This window comes from Prolixibacter sp. SD074 (genome assembly GCF_009617895.1).
In the GTDB taxonomy this organism is placed as follows: domain Bacteria; phylum Bacteroidota; class Bacteroidia; order Bacteroidales; family Prolixibacteraceae; genus Prolixibacter.
Genome location: NZ_BLAW01000001.1, coordinates 278,036 through 294,220, shown reverse-complemented (window position 1 = coordinate 294,220; position 16,185 = coordinate 278,036). Strand labels below are relative to the sequence as shown.

The following is a 16,185-nucleotide window of genomic DNA, read 5'->3' as shown; positions in this document are numbered from 1 at the left end:
CCACTTCCCCGCGTGGTTATTATTTTCTGGGAATTTACTTCATAGGCAATTTATTTATCAGTTATTTATTGGTACTGGTGCTTTTTCTATAAATAGTTAGTTTTCTTGCATCTTTATTGTAAGCATATTTGACCGGAAGTGTAATTTCCATCAATTCCATAATCTCCCGAATGGACTCAAATTCAATATTTGCTGTCAACCTGAGATCCATTAAAGAAGGATCGTCCACGTGAATATTCACATTATACCAACGTTCCAGGCGTTTAACAACTGTCGATAATGGTTCGTTCTGAAAGATAAGCCGATCGTGAATCCAAGCAGAAAATATGCGGGTATCCACCTTACTTAGGGTGATCGATTCTTGCAGCGTATCGATATGTGCCTGTTCTCCGGGAGTTAGAAAATCACGAGCCCCGGAATGTGTTTCCAACATTACTTTTCCCCGTTCCAGTGTTACTACAGGTATTTCATTTCTGTAAGCCATAACGTCAAAAGCTGTTCCCATTACATTTACATCAAACCGGGATGTTTTTACCGTAAAAGGGTCGCCGTTTTTTGCCACGTCGAAATAGGCTTCTCCCATCAATTCGACAAGTCTTTTTCCACCAACAAATTTTGCAGGGAATCTAAGAGATGAACCTGAATTTAACCATACAGTAGATCCGTCTGGTAACTGGAATGATGTCTTCGATGCCAATGGGGTTGAAACGGTCTGATAAACAGCGGACGCATTTCTTCCTTTATATACCTGAAAGAAGTATGTAACGGCCAATGGAATGAACAAGACCGCTGCAAGCCGCACCAGGTAAGTCATCATCTTTCGGGATCTCGAAAGCGGCACTTCCTGACTGTTGATCTGATAGTGAATCTGATGCAACGTATCTGATAAATCCGGGGCTTCATCATGCAACGGCATAGTGTTCCAATCCTCTTTCATGTTAACCGACAATTCTTTTTCATTTCCCTGCTTTGTAATTAAGTCGACAAACAGGTTGAACTCATCCTCCCCACACCGGTTTTCCAGATATTTTTGAAAAAATTTCTTCACAATATTTCCCTTTACATATGTTTAAACGCTTAGGTCAGACAAAACCCCCACCAATTTTTAACATTTTTTTTAATTTCTATATATTTATTCATTCATACTTACCCAAAACAAGAAAATTCTCCTCTGCAAACTTCCGCGAGAACAATAGTTAAATGTCTGGTTTCGTGCATTTCCAGATGGGGAAAAAACAATAATACAAGGCTGTCTTCATAGATTCCTGCCTTTTATTGATTAATGTTAATACCGATAAAATACAGGAAAGAAAACATTTTTTGTAGTTTTACGACAGTCATATTCGTTGAAGCCAACTAAACCATGGATGACATTAAATTAATAAAACGTTTTAAGGCTGGTGAGAAGATCGCGATTAACGAATTATATGACCGGTACAGCAACAAACTTTATCGTTTCGCACTCGGGTACCTAAAATCAGATGCTGAAGCCAGGGACATCGTCCAGGAGGTGTTCGTTCGTCTCTGGAATAACCGAAAAGATTTAGAAGAAAGCACCAAATTCGAAGCTTTTCTTTTTACGGTAACCAAAAACATCGTTGTATCAACATTTCGAAAGAAAATAATCGAAAAGGAGTACCTCGATCATCTAAAATACCTGGTCATAGACAATCATTCTGACACCGAAACCCAAGTCGATTATGCGTTGTTGTCTGAGAAGGTAAGTAGCTTAATCACCCAATTACCAGCACAACAAAAAAAAGTTTACATCCTTAGTAAGGAAAAAGGATATACCAACAAAGCAATTGCAGAAGAACTGGATATTTCGATAAAAACGGTTGAACGCCACATTACCAAAGCCCGTCGTTTTCTGAAAGAAAATCTGGGGAACTATGGTATAATTGCCCTGTTATTTTACGAATTGTTCATCCGCTGAAGAATATCTTCAATCGATTTTCAACTAAGCAATCCCTTGCGAATAATCCACCCTCTTCGCCGGTACTAATACGACCTTCTTTCCATACAAATCAATACGATTGGCTATATCCTACAGCCCTTTTCATACCGAAAAGGAATAAATAACAAAGGGAATTCCATTGCTTTTACTCAGATGTCAATGAAGAATTCCCTTTTAGTGTTTTCACAATTACGCCACCGAAATCTTTCGGTGTAAAGCAAAAGCTACATAAACCAGGTAAAGCGCACTAGCCAAAATCACCATTACTGCTCCCACCTGCGAACCAATGGTATCGGACAACAAGCCCATGAAAAAAGGAATCACAGCTCCGCCAAACACTCCGGTAATCATCAGTCCGGAAATCTCATTGGCTTTATCGGGACGCGATTGGATAGCCATTCCAAAAATGATTGGAAAAATATTGGCAATTGTAAATCCCACAATAGCAAAGAGACTAAAGATCAACGCCTCATTTCCGGCAAAAATCAGTGCAAATAATGCCAATGCCGCTATGATGATATTCCATTTAAAAAACTTCTCTGAAGAGTAACGTGCCAGTAAGAATGCCCCCAGGAAGGTTCCCAGCGTACGGAATGCAAAATAAACACTTGGTCCGTATCCCGCTTTGATAGCAGTCAATCCTCCCCGCTCCATCAAAATTTTTGAGGAAGCCGTGTTGATTCCTACGTCGACGCCTACCACGAAAAGAATCCCCAGAAAAAGCAACAGAATGGTCCGGTCTTTCAAAATTCCCATCACACTGCCAAATGTATTCACTTGTGCCTCCGCTGAAGATTCTCTGATAGGAGTAGCCAGCAACCAAACAGTAGACAATAGAGTAATAACGGCATAAATTGGGAAGATATACCGCCAGCTTCCCAGAGCAGTAGCAGCGAAAGCTGCGATAAAAGGTGCACTGAATGAAGAAGTAGCTTTCACAAACTGACCTGCTGTCAGGCTACTCGTCAGCTTATCTCCTTTTACAACGTTAGTCAACAAAGGGTTCAACGATACCTGCAATATGGTATTGGCTATTCCCAACAAGGCGAATGCTATCAACGACATCACAAAAGTGTAGTCAACCAATGGCAAAAACATAGCGATGATTGTCAACACATTACTAAGGACAACCGTTTTCTTCCGTCCTATTTTATTCATTAATATCCCGGTAGGAACTGAAAATATCAGGAACATAGAAAATAAAGCCACCGGAATCAGGTTTGACAAGGTATCCCGGAACTCAGGGCTGTAATCACTCAGCAGATCCACTTTCACGTGCGCCGAGGTAATACCAACCACATCACAGAAGCCCATCACAAAGAAGCCGAACAGTACGGGCAATACATGTATATATTTGTTCTTTTGCGTTTGCATTTTGTTGTTTTATTAAATAGATAATCCGATAATTCACATTTTCGACAACACTGGTTCAATGTGCCGCCAATAAGCTGGATCAAGCATACGGGCGCACCCGATAATCGCTGCATCTTCCTTAAGTCCCGAAGAAACGACATTCGTCTCAACCTTAAGTGATGATAGTTCTGCTTTGAAAGCCGGTCCAAAAAGCGGCCAGGCTCCCATAACATTACCTCCAATAACCAGGGTTTCGGCCTCAAAATCTCTCAGCCACGGTCCCAGAAAAACGCCCAGATTGGAACCAAACTCCATAAACAGCTCTTTCGCTTCTACCTGTCCCGCAACAGCCCGGTCAGCGACATCTTTCACGCCGGTAATTATTTCCCCGGAGATAGCAGCCCAACGGGCAACGAACCACCGGGTAGAGAAGTAATCGTCAGCAATACCCCCCATGAAGGGAAGATGCCAGACACAGCCCATCTCCGGAACTCCCTCTGCTTCCACGACCGGAACTCCGTCAGATACGAAAGCCGACCCAAAACCAGTTCCGAGAGTGACCGAAACACTTTTTGCCGTTCCCATGGCTTGCCCCTGCCAGGCTTCGCCTACCGCAAATGCAGAAGCATCATTCATAAACCGCAAGGAAACTTCCACCGGTAATTCCAAACGGGCAGCTAGCTCCTGTTGTACATTTACCCCATAGAGATTTTCGAACTTGGCCACCTTTTCGAACAGGGCAACCCCTTTGTCATAGGCAAACGGACCAGGCATGGCAAAACCTATTCCAGACAGACAGTCCGGATCAAGACCAATAACAATCTGATTCAAAGCATTTTCCCACCCCTCCAAAATGTCATTGTCCGAAGCCTGATTATCGATTTTCCGCTCCGAGCGGTTCGTATCCACAATGCATCCTTTAACCAAGTCTACTAGGGCGCAATTGATATGACTTCCACCAATATCAGCGCCGATCGCATATCTTTTCATAATGTTTTAAATTCTTTTTTTGCATGCTTTCTCTCTATTCAAATCGATTTCCACCTGAAATTCGTGGGAAGTTAATTCCGGATACGAAGCCAAAAAGAATATATCTATTTCGCCCCGTACCCGGAATGCTGATTCAATTCAACGGTTGTACCCTAACGAATTGTCACAGCTTTTGCATCGTGAAAATCATCATATAAAGGATGCAATGGTTTTGCTGCACCTCCGGATCCATCAACCGCTGTTATCGCCAGCACCTTAATTTTATCGTTATCCGGTAACTTGATGCTCCGGGTACCTGTCGGTACCTTTAGTTCATATTGATACAGATAACAGTATTGGTAGGCGAGATTCTTTGACGGATAAGCCTGATGACGGTGTGAAGCAAACCAGGCGATATCATCTCGCTTCACATACGGGTCGTCTATCGATTTAACCGTGTGTCCATCGTCGGCAAAGTTTCGATGATAAAACTGGCCTATGTAACCAGACCATCCCTGGATATTCAGCGAATGAACTTCATCCCCGGCCATAAAATTTCCGCGTGTATCCTGTGTCGCTGCAGCGAGAATACAAATTCGCTCAAACTGTCCCCCGGGTAATTCGATTTCTTGTCCTTTACAACTAACAGCGTTATTCATGCCATCATCCTTACCCCCTGTAAAAAACTGAATTCCTTCGCTATTGATAACGCCAGGAACCATTTCAGCAGGTAAACTTGACCGCCAGGCAAAATTGCCATCGTCACGGTTATCATCAAAACTCATCACATCCTCGTTATAAGGCAGCTCTACCTGAACCTGCTTCACTGAACCAGATATACCATCCGGCACCAATCTGACTGCGTAACTGCAAACGGCATCGTGAGTCAATGAAAAATCCAACCGGTTTCCAGAAAAGTCAGCTGAGCCAATTTTGCGTTCCTGACCATCCACCTCGTAAGCGTCCGCAATTTTTCCATGGAATAAAACCTGGGCCTTTTTCAGCTCTTTGCCAGATAATTCATTCAACCGAACCAGGTAGTAATCGCTGTGTTCCATCTTTTTAAAAGCCATAACCCCGGCTTGCGGCGTACTCAAAGAAAGAAATGATACATTTTTGCTCCATGCCCCAGTATGTCCGGGTACTTCAAAAGCCATCAAAGGCTGGTTAAAGTATTTCCCCTGCCAGGCGGACTGACCTTGCTGCCAGCCCCCCTTGTGCCCGTAAAGGCCATACCGAAACTTCTGCACTCCCCAATCCTGAGTATCCTGATAACGACACCAATTCCACCGGGAATTGACCTCTGGAGTGAACAGCAAGGTTAAACGAAGGGTGTTATCCGAAGGCTTGTCCGAGCCATATTTACAATCTTCCAGTATTGTTATGCCATAATCGCCACTTTTATCAGTCAGATCGAACCATTTTTTTGATGGAACCTCATATTTCAAGTGATTATTGTTACCACGTTTAATGGTTCCCAGGCCCAGGTTATAGGTGGCCTTCGGGTTACTGACCGTTAACGGGAAAGCAGCTTTCAAGCTCACTCCCTTCGATTGCCAATCAGCTGTATTCGAGACTTCCACTCGTTTTCCTGCTTCTCCAGAAGAAAGACTAATCACCTGACTGATGGAAGAATTACGTCCTTTACGGGTCACTTCAACAGCCACACGAACGGGTCCGTTCTCAACCACTCTCACAGTTGCGGACTTATCCATATAGCCTACCGGTGATTTTTGCCGATCTTTCCAGTCCATATTCCATGAAGGCCATTCGGCGGGAGCCTCGTGCAGGAATTCCAGCCGGGCCGGAGATGCCAGTAACTCTTTCCGGGCTTTTTTGTCAAAAATACTAGCGACATCGCCGTTATCTCCCAGTGTTACCTTATAATACGAATTCTCAAGCGTGCGCTCAGTTGCCTTCAGACTGTGAGAAACATTCTCCGTTTTTTTAGCTTCCCGAATATCGAAAACAGCCAATCCTACCGAAGGAACTTTTGCCAGAAACAAAATCTTCATTACATGCCCTTCACAACTCTCTATCTGTGTAGGAACTGCTTTTCCTCTTCGATCGAATACCTGCACATTTGCCGGCATCTTTTCGTAGGTCAAACTAGCCGTAACAACATCTTCCCGACTGTGGGCAACCGGATTGTATACAACAACCGGACGACCTTTCACTTCCGTATTCATTCGGTTGCTTAATTCTTCGATCGAATTTTTCAATACACCTGCAAAGCCATTAGCGGCAATAAATTCATCGTTCCAGGCGTATTCGTAAGCTTTCGGAATGGAGGTTCCGGGAAGAATATCGTGAAACTGGCTTCCCAATACCAGTTCCCAGGAGGCATTTAGCTTTCTGAACGGATAACTGGCCAGATGAGTATGATCTGCCACTGCTGCCAAAGGCTCAGCAGCCCTGGCGAGCAGCTCATTTTTTCGGTTCATGCGTTTCATGTAGGCCTGAGAGGTTAGCGAACCGGCACTGTGCTCGGTCAGTAAGAGATCTCCGCTGTACCGGGGTAATTTTTTTCGGATTTCAGGAGTAATATCCTTATACATTTGGTCTGAAGAGGTCAGCACCACCTGAAGTTTACTGTCAGTTTGGTTCAAGCTGCCAACAGCATTTTTCACATCCCGCTCCCGCGGGGCCCCCCCTTGATCTCCTACACCATAATAGCGATAATCAAAGGAAATACCATAATTTTCCTTATCCTTGTTTAACCGGGCATTCCAACTGCTATCCCTGTCCAGCCTGGAAACGACATGACCAATGTACGTGGTGGCATTTAACGCAGCAACAACCCCTTTGTCATCAGGACCATTCCACACGCCCACATTAAAAGGAATACCAGCTGCTGAGTGCCATGTCAATTTTTGAGTTGAAAAACCAAGCAAACCACAGTGATGAAGAACGCTGGGAAGATTAGCTACAAATCCGAAGCAGTCAGGCAACATATAGTCTACACTCTCCTCTCCAAACTCTTTGCGGAAGTAGTTATTCCCGTATAGTACCTGTCGGATCAGCGATTCGGAAGAAGAGATATTCACCTCACCTTCGTCCACCGATGAACCCGAAACATACCACCGTCCCTGGTGAATGTAGCTCCGGACCTTCTCATAAAGCTCAGGATAATACTCCTTCATCATTTCGTAGCGCCGGGAGCCTGTAAAATTGAAAACATAATCAGGATACCGCTCAAACAGATGAAAATTTTCCGTCATTATATTTCGGATATATTCATTGATGGTCGCCGGATAATCCCAGTTCCATTCAGTATCCAAATGTGCATAACCGATGGTATACAACACTTTGTCCTTATTAATATCATATGGCGCCCTTCTTTGCAGAGGCTGGGCATAGCCAAAGACGGAAAACAGAACTCCCGCCAAAAACATACTTAACCTGATTTTCATTGTTTGTTAATTTTTGATTGATTTTAAACAGGAGTAAAGCCCCGCCGGATTGCCATTTCCGACGGGGATATTTGGTTTACTCTCTGATTTTAATTAGGATATTAGATATTCTTCAAAACCTATGCGATAGGTTACTTTGGTGTTTCTTTTTCCAGCATTTTAATAAAATACCCGCCCACAACCGAACGAGCCTGAAATCCGACCTGCTTAGCGTTGGTCGTTTCGTACCAGTCGGTCATCGGAACCCGGTCGGGAGTTTCTGTTACAAACCGGTGCAGGCGGTCTATAAATTGTTCGAAATCGGCCTGGTTATCTGCTAAAGTTGCTGTCCAGACAATCCAGTCGGCTTTCGTATAGGTTTTCCGGTTGTCAAGCGGCAAACCGTACTTGTTTTGTTTGGTCAGGTAGTATGCAATTTCCTTCTTCGCTACTTCCTTTGGGAAAATATTAAACTCGAGCAACTTGTCCCACACCAAATTATATTTCTGGCTCCAGGTTCCGGGCTTGTCAAACGTCAGCCGGTAATGATCACCGTCATTAGCCATCGTTTGCCATCTTTGGGCCATCTCTTTGGCTGCTGATGTGTATTTCTTAGCAATATCAGTTTTGCCCAACATCTCAGCCAGTTTACCGTATCCTTCTATGCCCATGATGGCTTTAATCGACAGGTTCGTGTTATGAGCAAAATGCCCGGCAAAATCGTCAGTACATAACTGGTTTTCCGGATCGAGTCCGTTTTCAAGCAGATAGTTCGCCCAGGTAGTCAGCACATTCCAGTGTTTGGCTGCATAATCGGCATTGCCTTCCATCCTGGCAATAGCTGTTGTCAGGATGATCATGTTGCCACATTCTTCCACCGGCATGTCTCCTCCATAAGTCTGTCCGTTGGCTTTCGGATAAGTGCCCACATCGTGTGCCGCAAACGGCTTCGTCCATTTACCGCTTTCCGAATAATAGAATATCGGGTTCAGCATGCCCTTCAACAAATCGGGGTTATAGTACAGAAACAAGGGGGCAGAGGGGTAAGTAACGTCAACCGTCCCGATCGAACCGTTGCTGAAGTTCTCTTTCGACAGGAAAAGAATGTTTCCGTTCGGATCTTTCACCAGTTTGTGAGCAGCGATCGACTGCCTGTAAGCCAATACGCACAAATCGGCGTATTTCTTTCCGCCGGCAGCAAGAGTTTCTTTCCAGAGCTTATTATCAAACTGGTCACAACGTTCGACCACCTGGTCGTGTTCTTTTGCGGCAGACTGCAGAGCATCGTTAAAAGTGATTGTACCGTTGTGCGTCCACCAGGCCTTCAGATTAGTGCCAAAATACTGGATCGATTCGATATCGTTATAACCGATCATTACATAACCATCCGAAGTCTTTTTGGAAATCTGCCCCAGGTTTTCCACAAAAGCCATGGCCGGCATTGACCGGTTCATTTTTGCTGTTAGTTCGTTTTGTCCGGAAGGTACTTTCCCGTTTTCGGCAAAAGCTGTTTTGGTATCAAAATAGTTCCCAAGTGCGACCGAGCAGTTTTCACTTTTACCGGCAGCCAGATAGACATATCCCCAATCGATGCGCACGTTATCGCCTTTCTTTTTCAGAATAGGCTGTTCTGTGGTTCCGGCTTTGATATAATCAATGTTACCGGTTTCACCTTTGCTGACCTGAACCTCCTGGCTCACATCATTTACTGCCCACTGCGGCGTAATTTCAAAGTAAAGCTGAACATTATGTTTCGCTCCGTCGTCCGAAGTCACCTGGTAGTTGATATAGTCGATCGGGCGGGAAAGCAGGTCCAGGTCGTTAGGCAAAAACGGTGCTACAAACTGAACATCCAGATTAACCGGTCCGGCGGTGAAGCTGTAGTGCGTTTGAGTCGCGGAAAGCGAAACACTGTTTTGTTTCGCAGTCCGGGTAAAAACTTCTTTTTGGTCACCGTCGGTGTAGAGTCCGAAATCGACATATGCCAATCCGCCGGTGTTCGTGCAATGCCCGGCCAGTACATTTTTGCCGTCTTTATTCAACAAGTTCGGATCAATTTTTAATAGTACATCATTTTTTGCCGAATGACCCGTATTGACGATCTCTTTCCCGTTCAGGTAAAGTTCAAAATCATCGTCGTGTGAATAAATCAAATAGAGGTTCGCGTCTGCTACCATTTTCGGAGTGGAAAATTCGCGTCTTACCCAGATTTCTTTGGTGTTCCATTCGGTACCAATGGCTTTCATTCCCGAGGTGCCAAAAGCAGCTTTCCCGCTTTTCCAGTTGAGGTCATTAAAACCAGATGTCTTCCAGTTTTTTACAGGTGTTTGGGTGGTGTATTTCCCTTGCCAGGCTTCTTCTCCAGCCATCGGAACCAGCGTTTTCAGCGGGATATTTTCCTTGCCCATAAAACGATAAACGTCCCCGTCGACCCGAATGGCGCCGATCAATGAATGTATCTTACCCGTCCAATGTTTCACGGGGCTACTAAACAGGGTATCCGTTTCACTCCATGCACTGGTATATGGATCAACCGTGATCAACGGGTATGCCGGGGCACGGAAGGAAACAGCGCTGGTCTCATTTAGCTTTACATGCGACTGCGTACAGGAAAAAAGAAAAAAAAGTATTCCTGTGAACAGGTACAAAGTCGGTGTTCTCATCATTTCGTTTGGTTTACATTATTAAGTCTCTAATTCTTCACATTTCTACATCTACAATGCCATCTTCAGAAAAATCATCTTCTCATTCTTCTCTATTGCAATACCTTAAGGACTAAGCATCCTACGTTTTTCCTCATCGGGAAGAGTGACAATCTTAGTTAATTCGAACGCGATATCACTCAGACACTGTGTCGGGCGCCAGGCCCCATTTCTCATTCAGATGGCAATCTCACAAGCCGAAGCAGGAGATTCACGTCTGTCAGATATCAAATTTTATTTTGGGGAACAATAGAGGATGAACAACAAGTGTACGACAATAGTCAAAGAATTTACCAGCGCAAACATTCCGACTTTAAATTCAGTCTTTCTGCTAAAAGCGATAGCGTTGACGTCTCCGGGCCCGCGAAACCCAATCTAATATTCATCAGGAAAATATTTCGAATATCAGAGACGCTATGTTGTGTCAGCCGTAAAGTTATGTTTTATCATTTAATATGAAAAGTATTTATTGAATTTTACATTCAACAATAAAGTTTACCATTCTATCTTCACCATAATACCATCGGGGCTGTTTTCAAATCCCATCCAGTATGTGTGTGATTGATTATCCCATGAAGTTCGAACATCCGGAAGCTCATCTCCTCCGGCATCCTGCACCTGAACTTTCCTGGGTTTTTTTGGTAAAAGGATCCGCATACTGTTTGTTGTTTTTAGTGGACTTTTGACGACAAATGAGTACTGTTCCGCTTTTGTCGTTTCGTCATAAACCCGCGCAGCTGCAGCTAAAACCTGTGGATTCCTTTTGCTTTTCACCCGGCGAAGATCAAATAGAAGGGCCTCCCTGCCAGGTTGAACTGTTTTCGTTTTTAAAACCGGTAGCTTTGAATCATATAAATCGATAAAAGATCCATGAATTGAAAAAGGACTGGCATCTACTCCTTCATCCGTCACAAAGATGATATCATAGGGGCCACGCTCCAGGTAAAAACTATTTTTAAATACTAATTTACCTGCATGAGCAGACTCTTCGTACGCATCCTTAACAATATGGATGAATGACGCATCTCCCCCTTTTTTCAGAACAAATTCTTTAGGGTCTTCCCGGATGACATACACCACCCCTTTTCCCACAGTATATTGACCAGCAAGCAAATCAGGATTGAGCCCCATTTTTACGAACAAATCTTCAGACGGCGCTTTGTATCTATTCCCCTCCGTATTCCACCACTCTTCAACGGATTGATACGGATCGTCATCCCGACCACAATAAATTAACACACCTCCATTTTGAACCCAATTGGCCAGATAATCATGGCCTTCCCCAGACACTGGTTTCATGTTAGAGTAACTCATAATTAGCACCTTGGTATTTTTAAGTGCTTCCGGGTAGCACAGGTTTTCCATGTGGGATATTCCGACCGGCACTCCTCTCTTTAACAAGGGTAAAGTTTGTCCGTAGAAATTGGAAAAACGGGGATCTCGATAGCCATCATGTTCCGGAAACTGCTGAAACATCAGTGAATTGCTCATTAGGATAGAGATTCCCTGAGAACCGCTAACGGCATGATTTGAAACAGGCATTTTATTTAATGCGTTTATCATTACCTGCATTTGTGTTGAATAATACCTCGGGATCAGCACCTCCTTGTCGCTTCCGGCCAACCGGTAAGGACGGGTATATATTCTTTCCGGCCAAGGCATTACTTCGTAGTTATTAACCGTGGGGTACAGCAATTCTGCCGTAAATGTTGCCTCATAATTCTGTTTGTAATCCTGCCAGTTTCTGGGCCAATCCTCAACAGGATCAGTTAAAAGAAACAACTTGCGATGTGTGGGAGCGGTCATCGATACCATAGAGCCATATTCCAGAAAAGCTGTTTCAAATACCCGTTCTTTTGCTTTTCCGTTAAAGTAGTTGGGTTCGCGCGAAGTACCAGTCCAAACCTGTGCGATGTAACCATCCACACAAGGCAAAGAAGCCAAACTGGCTTCCGGACTAACAATTTTCCATTGCGAATAATTCACCAGCGAATGGGTTGGGACGTAACATTTCACATCCATTCCTTTACTTTTCCCATACTCTTTTGCATAAGTAAACACCTCATTCAGCGCGCGGTAATACAAATGATATTTCAACTTGTTTGCCAGGTAGGTGTTTTCCGGGGATTTGTCCTGTGGCCTCCAGTCGAATCCATAGAAAGCTTTCCATTCCCGCTTAAACGCTTCGCTGTATCCTGCACGGGCCCAGAATTCGGGCTCTTCCATGAAAATTGCATTAACACCAGCATCGATTACCCTTTTTACATGTTTCTCTTTTAGGTACTTCAAATAGTTTTCGGAAGGAACAATATATGGAACCATGTGGCCGTGCCAAATGGTATCACCATTTTGTTGCACCTGACCTTCGTCCAGATGCCTTTTCCCGTCCCATTCTCCTGTAAAATAGTCCTGGTATTCGCCCCAGGCGATACCCGTCATAAAATGAGCGACATAACCATGATCCCTCCACGATTGCACCCGCTCTTCAAAAGGAATCCTTTTCGATCTGTCGGAAGGATTTCCCCCAACGCCATATACCATAACAGCATCGGCTCTTACATCAATCGCAGGCATCCACTCACGAGAAGTCTGAAAAGTTGTTTTAACCGGATCATTGCTTTGCGCAAACAGCTGCCCCGTAAGCGCAACAAAACAGATGACTAGTAGCTTTCTCATTGTTAATCATTTTTTGACAGTTCATGGCCTAAGGAAAAAAAGAAGGAGGTAAGGCTCCCTGAATATTCGTACCAATCTCAACTGAGCCAACGCGGGGGAAAAGTGATGTTCCATATCAAATTTTGGTTGATTATCGACCAAGATATAAAAGTTTAAAGCCACCTTCTAAAAAGATGACTTTAAACCTCTGGCCTTTCTGTTTTAAGGAATCATAACTTCCTCAGGTGCGTTGTAGTTCCAACGCCTTGTACCACTTCCCCTGGGGGTATCGTAGTTGATACGTGCAGCAGCACGAACAAATACAACCCGACCGGAAGGAATTGTCCCGTTGGATTCAATGGTAATTGTTTCACCCAATAGCGAGTTAAACTCCGAACCGGAATATTCAATCTTACTTGACCATCGATCGTCGCGGGCACGGTACCCGACCGACGAAGAATAGCTAACAAACAATTGAATATCGGTCACATTCAGGAAGCTATTGCTATAACTGCCCATTGGTTCGATTTTGGAACGAAAATCTTCTTCCGATACGCCCCTTGTAACACGTACTTTTGCTGTAATTTTACCATTGGTTACAACCGGTTCGCTTACCCATTCTACTTTCAGAAAAGGTTGAACTTCGAATTTTACTTTCGTAATGCCTTCAATATTGATCGTTTGTGTTTCATCCGCTAACGGAACACCACGGTTGTCTTCCCGGACCAATGGGATAAAAGGTCCAAAAAGATTGACGTTGTATGTCCCTTTAAACAGTTTCGTATTTTGGAAAGTCCCGTCGGGCATACAATTAAAATCAGGGTTATGGCTCACATTATCGCCATAACTAAGTTCGGTCAAACGCACAGTGATCCCTTCGCTTCCCTGATCGGTAAGCACTGGTTCACCCGTAGCCGCATCCACAACTTCTCCTTGCAGGGTTTCTGACGGTGCTGCATAGTTGTCCAGTTCAAACATGCTGCATGAAGTGAACGAAAACAGCGTTAACGATAATATATAAAATGCTATTTTTTTCATATCCTGTGTCGTCTTACATTTAATCGCAAAATTCATTATCTATTCGGTTGCTGATCGATTACCGGACTTTTTGCTACCTCTCCACCCGGAATCGCAAAATAGTAGTCAACAATATTATACTCGAACGTTTTCAGGCTTACCCATTGAAAATGGGCATCGAAGAAGTATTTTCCACTTTCGGTGGAGAAAAACGGATACAATCCGCGGAACCGATACCGGGCATTGTTACTGAACAGATTCTTGTCCCTCTTTTCGCCCCAGAAGCCATCACGTCCTTCGTAGTGTTCAACCCGCCAGCGACGCAGGTCCCATTTGGTCTTATGCTCTAAAGCCAATTCTTTACGACGTTCTTTACGAACGATGTTACGCCCGGCTACGTCAGGAGTGATACTACCGTTAAGCAAACTGGCCCCGGCTCTTTCACGGATACTGTTAACTGCATCAGTAGCTACCTGCATCAAGTCATCTCCATCAGGTGAAGATTCTCCGCCCAACGAAAGCTCTACCGCAGCCTCAGCAGCATTCAACAATACTTCGGCATAACGCATCAGGATGAAATGTTGATCGGATTTTCCTTCACCAGCTTCGAAAGAAGGATCGGGATTCAGCCACTTACGGTCATACAATCCGGTAAGGCAACCTTCGCCGTTGTTATAGAAAGGGCCATTGGCCCCGGCAGCGGTCATTTCGGCACCATTGTAATCAACAATCTCCTGACCGTTACCTTCCCTTGGACTTAGGTACAACGTTTTTGGGTCTCCCTTATAGGCATCCAGATTCTGATAGCGTGTTTCAGCTGCCTGGTAAGAGTAATCGTTAAATAAAGGCTTAATTGGCTCGGACCCCGTATATATTCCGGCACGAATTTCAATTTTCTTACCTTTAAACATGTCACCCGGAAAAATCACATAAGCACGTAGACGCGGCTCAGCATCTTTAAAAAAATCCAACGGCGAATCATACATCAGGTAGTCACCATCCGTGTTCGATGTCCCGTCTGTTACCCGGATTGTTCCATCACTATAACGATCGAAACCGTCATACAATTCCATAAGATCAAGCGTTGGACAAGTTCCTGATGCCAAAGGCGCTTTAAAGATAAAAGGGGCACTGTACGCGTCGAACCCGTGAGTCATTGTGGGGTAAGTGTATTCTTTTACATAGATATTTTCAGGGCTGTCCTCATCGCTGAACATGTCGACCATGTTTTGATATTGTGCCTCCGGATCGTTGGCTGCCCACTTTTTCATGTAAAGAGCATATTTTCCACTTTTTATCACTTCCTGAGCAGCCAGATAGGCCTCCCTGAAATATTTTTTCGAAGCAGCTTGCCAGGAATCTTCTGCAAAACCAATTACGCGAACGCCTGTTTTCTGTCCAAACCCGGTTAAACGGCCTGCTACAGTTTCGTTGTATTTGGCAACACTACCGGCGTACAACATTGCTTCCGATTTGAAAGACAACGCAACATATTTGTTTGCATATCCGGTCTTGGGGCTGTTTGGCTGCAACAAAGCAACTGACTGATCGAAGTCGGCAAGAACCTGGTCCCAGGTTTCTTCTTCCGAGGAGCGTGGTACTTCCAATTTGTCCTGTTCTGCAAGATAAGGGATTACATGGGTGACCAGCGGTACTCCTCCAAAACGTCTTGCCATTGCATAAAACACGGTAGCCCGTACAAAATATGCTTCACCCAAATAATGGTTGTACATCACTTCCGGGTAGGAACTTTTGTAATCTGGTAAAGTCTCAATCAGATAGTTGGCATCTCGCAATAAGGTGAAGGCCTGCCCCCAATAGGGAGTGTTCTCTCCGGTAAAGGCGGTACAAATTCCGTCCCGGTTCAACGCTTCCCCTGTTCCGGAAATCCCTATTGCCCCTAACCACGAGTTAAAATTGATCCCCCACTGAGCCATGTACTTAAAATCCTCAAAGGGCATATGGCTGTACATCCGTGCCAAATAAATCTCCATACCAGATTCATTTGTCAGGAGATCATTGTCGCTAACGATATTTTTGGGTGCAATATCCAACTTCGTGCAAGCAGAGGAGAATATCAAGGCGATCAGTGATAATATTAATATCCTTTTCATATTATAATCTGATTTATAATTCATAA

Annotated in this window: 9 protein-coding genes; 1 reads left to right on the top strand and 8 read right to left on the bottom strand. The window is 44.2% G+C overall.

Features of this window, described 5'->3' with window-relative positions:
* Positions 1–61: 61 nt before the first annotated feature.
* A complete protein-coding gene (locus GJU82_RS01260) occupies positions 62–1,048 on the bottom strand; it encodes a FecR family protein (protein ID WP_153630491.1) in 987 nt (328 codons plus the stop codon).
* Between the two features lie 315 nt (positions 1,049–1,363).
* Here GJU82_RS01260 and GJU82_RS01255 point away from each other — a divergent pair, with 315 nt between their 5' ends.
* Positions 1,364–1,936: an RNA polymerase sigma factor gene (locus GJU82_RS01255; protein WP_153630490.1), complete on the top strand. Its 573-nt coding sequence runs from the start codon at positions 1,364–1,366 to the stop codon at positions 1,934–1,936.
* A 210-nt stretch (positions 1,937–2,146) separates the two neighbouring features.
* Here the strand turns inward: GJU82_RS01255 and GJU82_RS01250 are convergent, their stop codons facing one another.
* The 7 genes from GJU82_RS01250 to GJU82_RS01220 all read right to left on the bottom strand — a co-directional run bounded on the left by GJU82_RS01250 (position 2,147) and on the right by GJU82_RS01220 (position 16,159).
* Positions 2,147–3,331 (bottom strand): sugar MFS transporter, encoded by a 1,185-nt coding sequence (locus tag GJU82_RS01250; RefSeq protein WP_153630489.1) that lies wholly within the window; start codon positions 3,329–3,331, stop codon positions 2,147–2,149.
* Between the two features lie 33 nt (positions 3,332–3,364).
* Positions 3,365–4,300: an ROK family protein gene (locus GJU82_RS01245; protein ID WP_153630488.1), complete on the bottom strand. Its 936-nt coding sequence runs from the start codon at positions 4,298–4,300 to the stop codon at positions 3,365–3,367.
* A gap of 152 nt (positions 4,301–4,452) precedes the next feature.
* Entirely contained in the window at positions 4,453–7,692 is a 3,240-nt protein-coding gene (locus tag GJU82_RS01240; protein ID WP_153630487.1) for a glycoside hydrolase family 38 C-terminal domain-containing protein, read from the bottom strand.
* Positions 7,693–7,823: 131 nt separating this feature from the next.
* Complete coding sequence (locus tag GJU82_RS01235) at positions 7,824–10,337, bottom strand: glutaminase family protein (RefSeq protein WP_228488515.1); 2,514 nt, start codon at positions 10,335–10,337, stop codon at positions 7,824–7,826.
* A 531-nt stretch (positions 10,338–10,868) separates the two neighbouring features.
* Complete coding sequence (locus tag GJU82_RS01230; protein WP_153630486.1) at positions 10,869–13,049, bottom strand: hypothetical protein; 2,181 nt, start codon at positions 13,047–13,049, stop codon at positions 10,869–10,871.
* Between the two features lie 201 nt (positions 13,050–13,250).
* Positions 13,251–14,066 (bottom strand): DUF3823 domain-containing protein, encoded by an 816-nt coding sequence (locus GJU82_RS01225; protein WP_153630485.1) that lies wholly within the window; start codon positions 14,064–14,066, stop codon positions 13,251–13,253.
* Between the two features lie 35 nt (positions 14,067–14,101).
* Complete coding sequence (locus tag GJU82_RS01220; protein WP_153630484.1) at positions 14,102–16,159, bottom strand: RagB/SusD family nutrient uptake outer membrane protein; 2,058 nt, start codon at positions 16,157–16,159, stop codon at positions 14,102–14,104.
* Between the last annotated feature and the right edge of the window lie 26 nt (positions 16,160–16,185).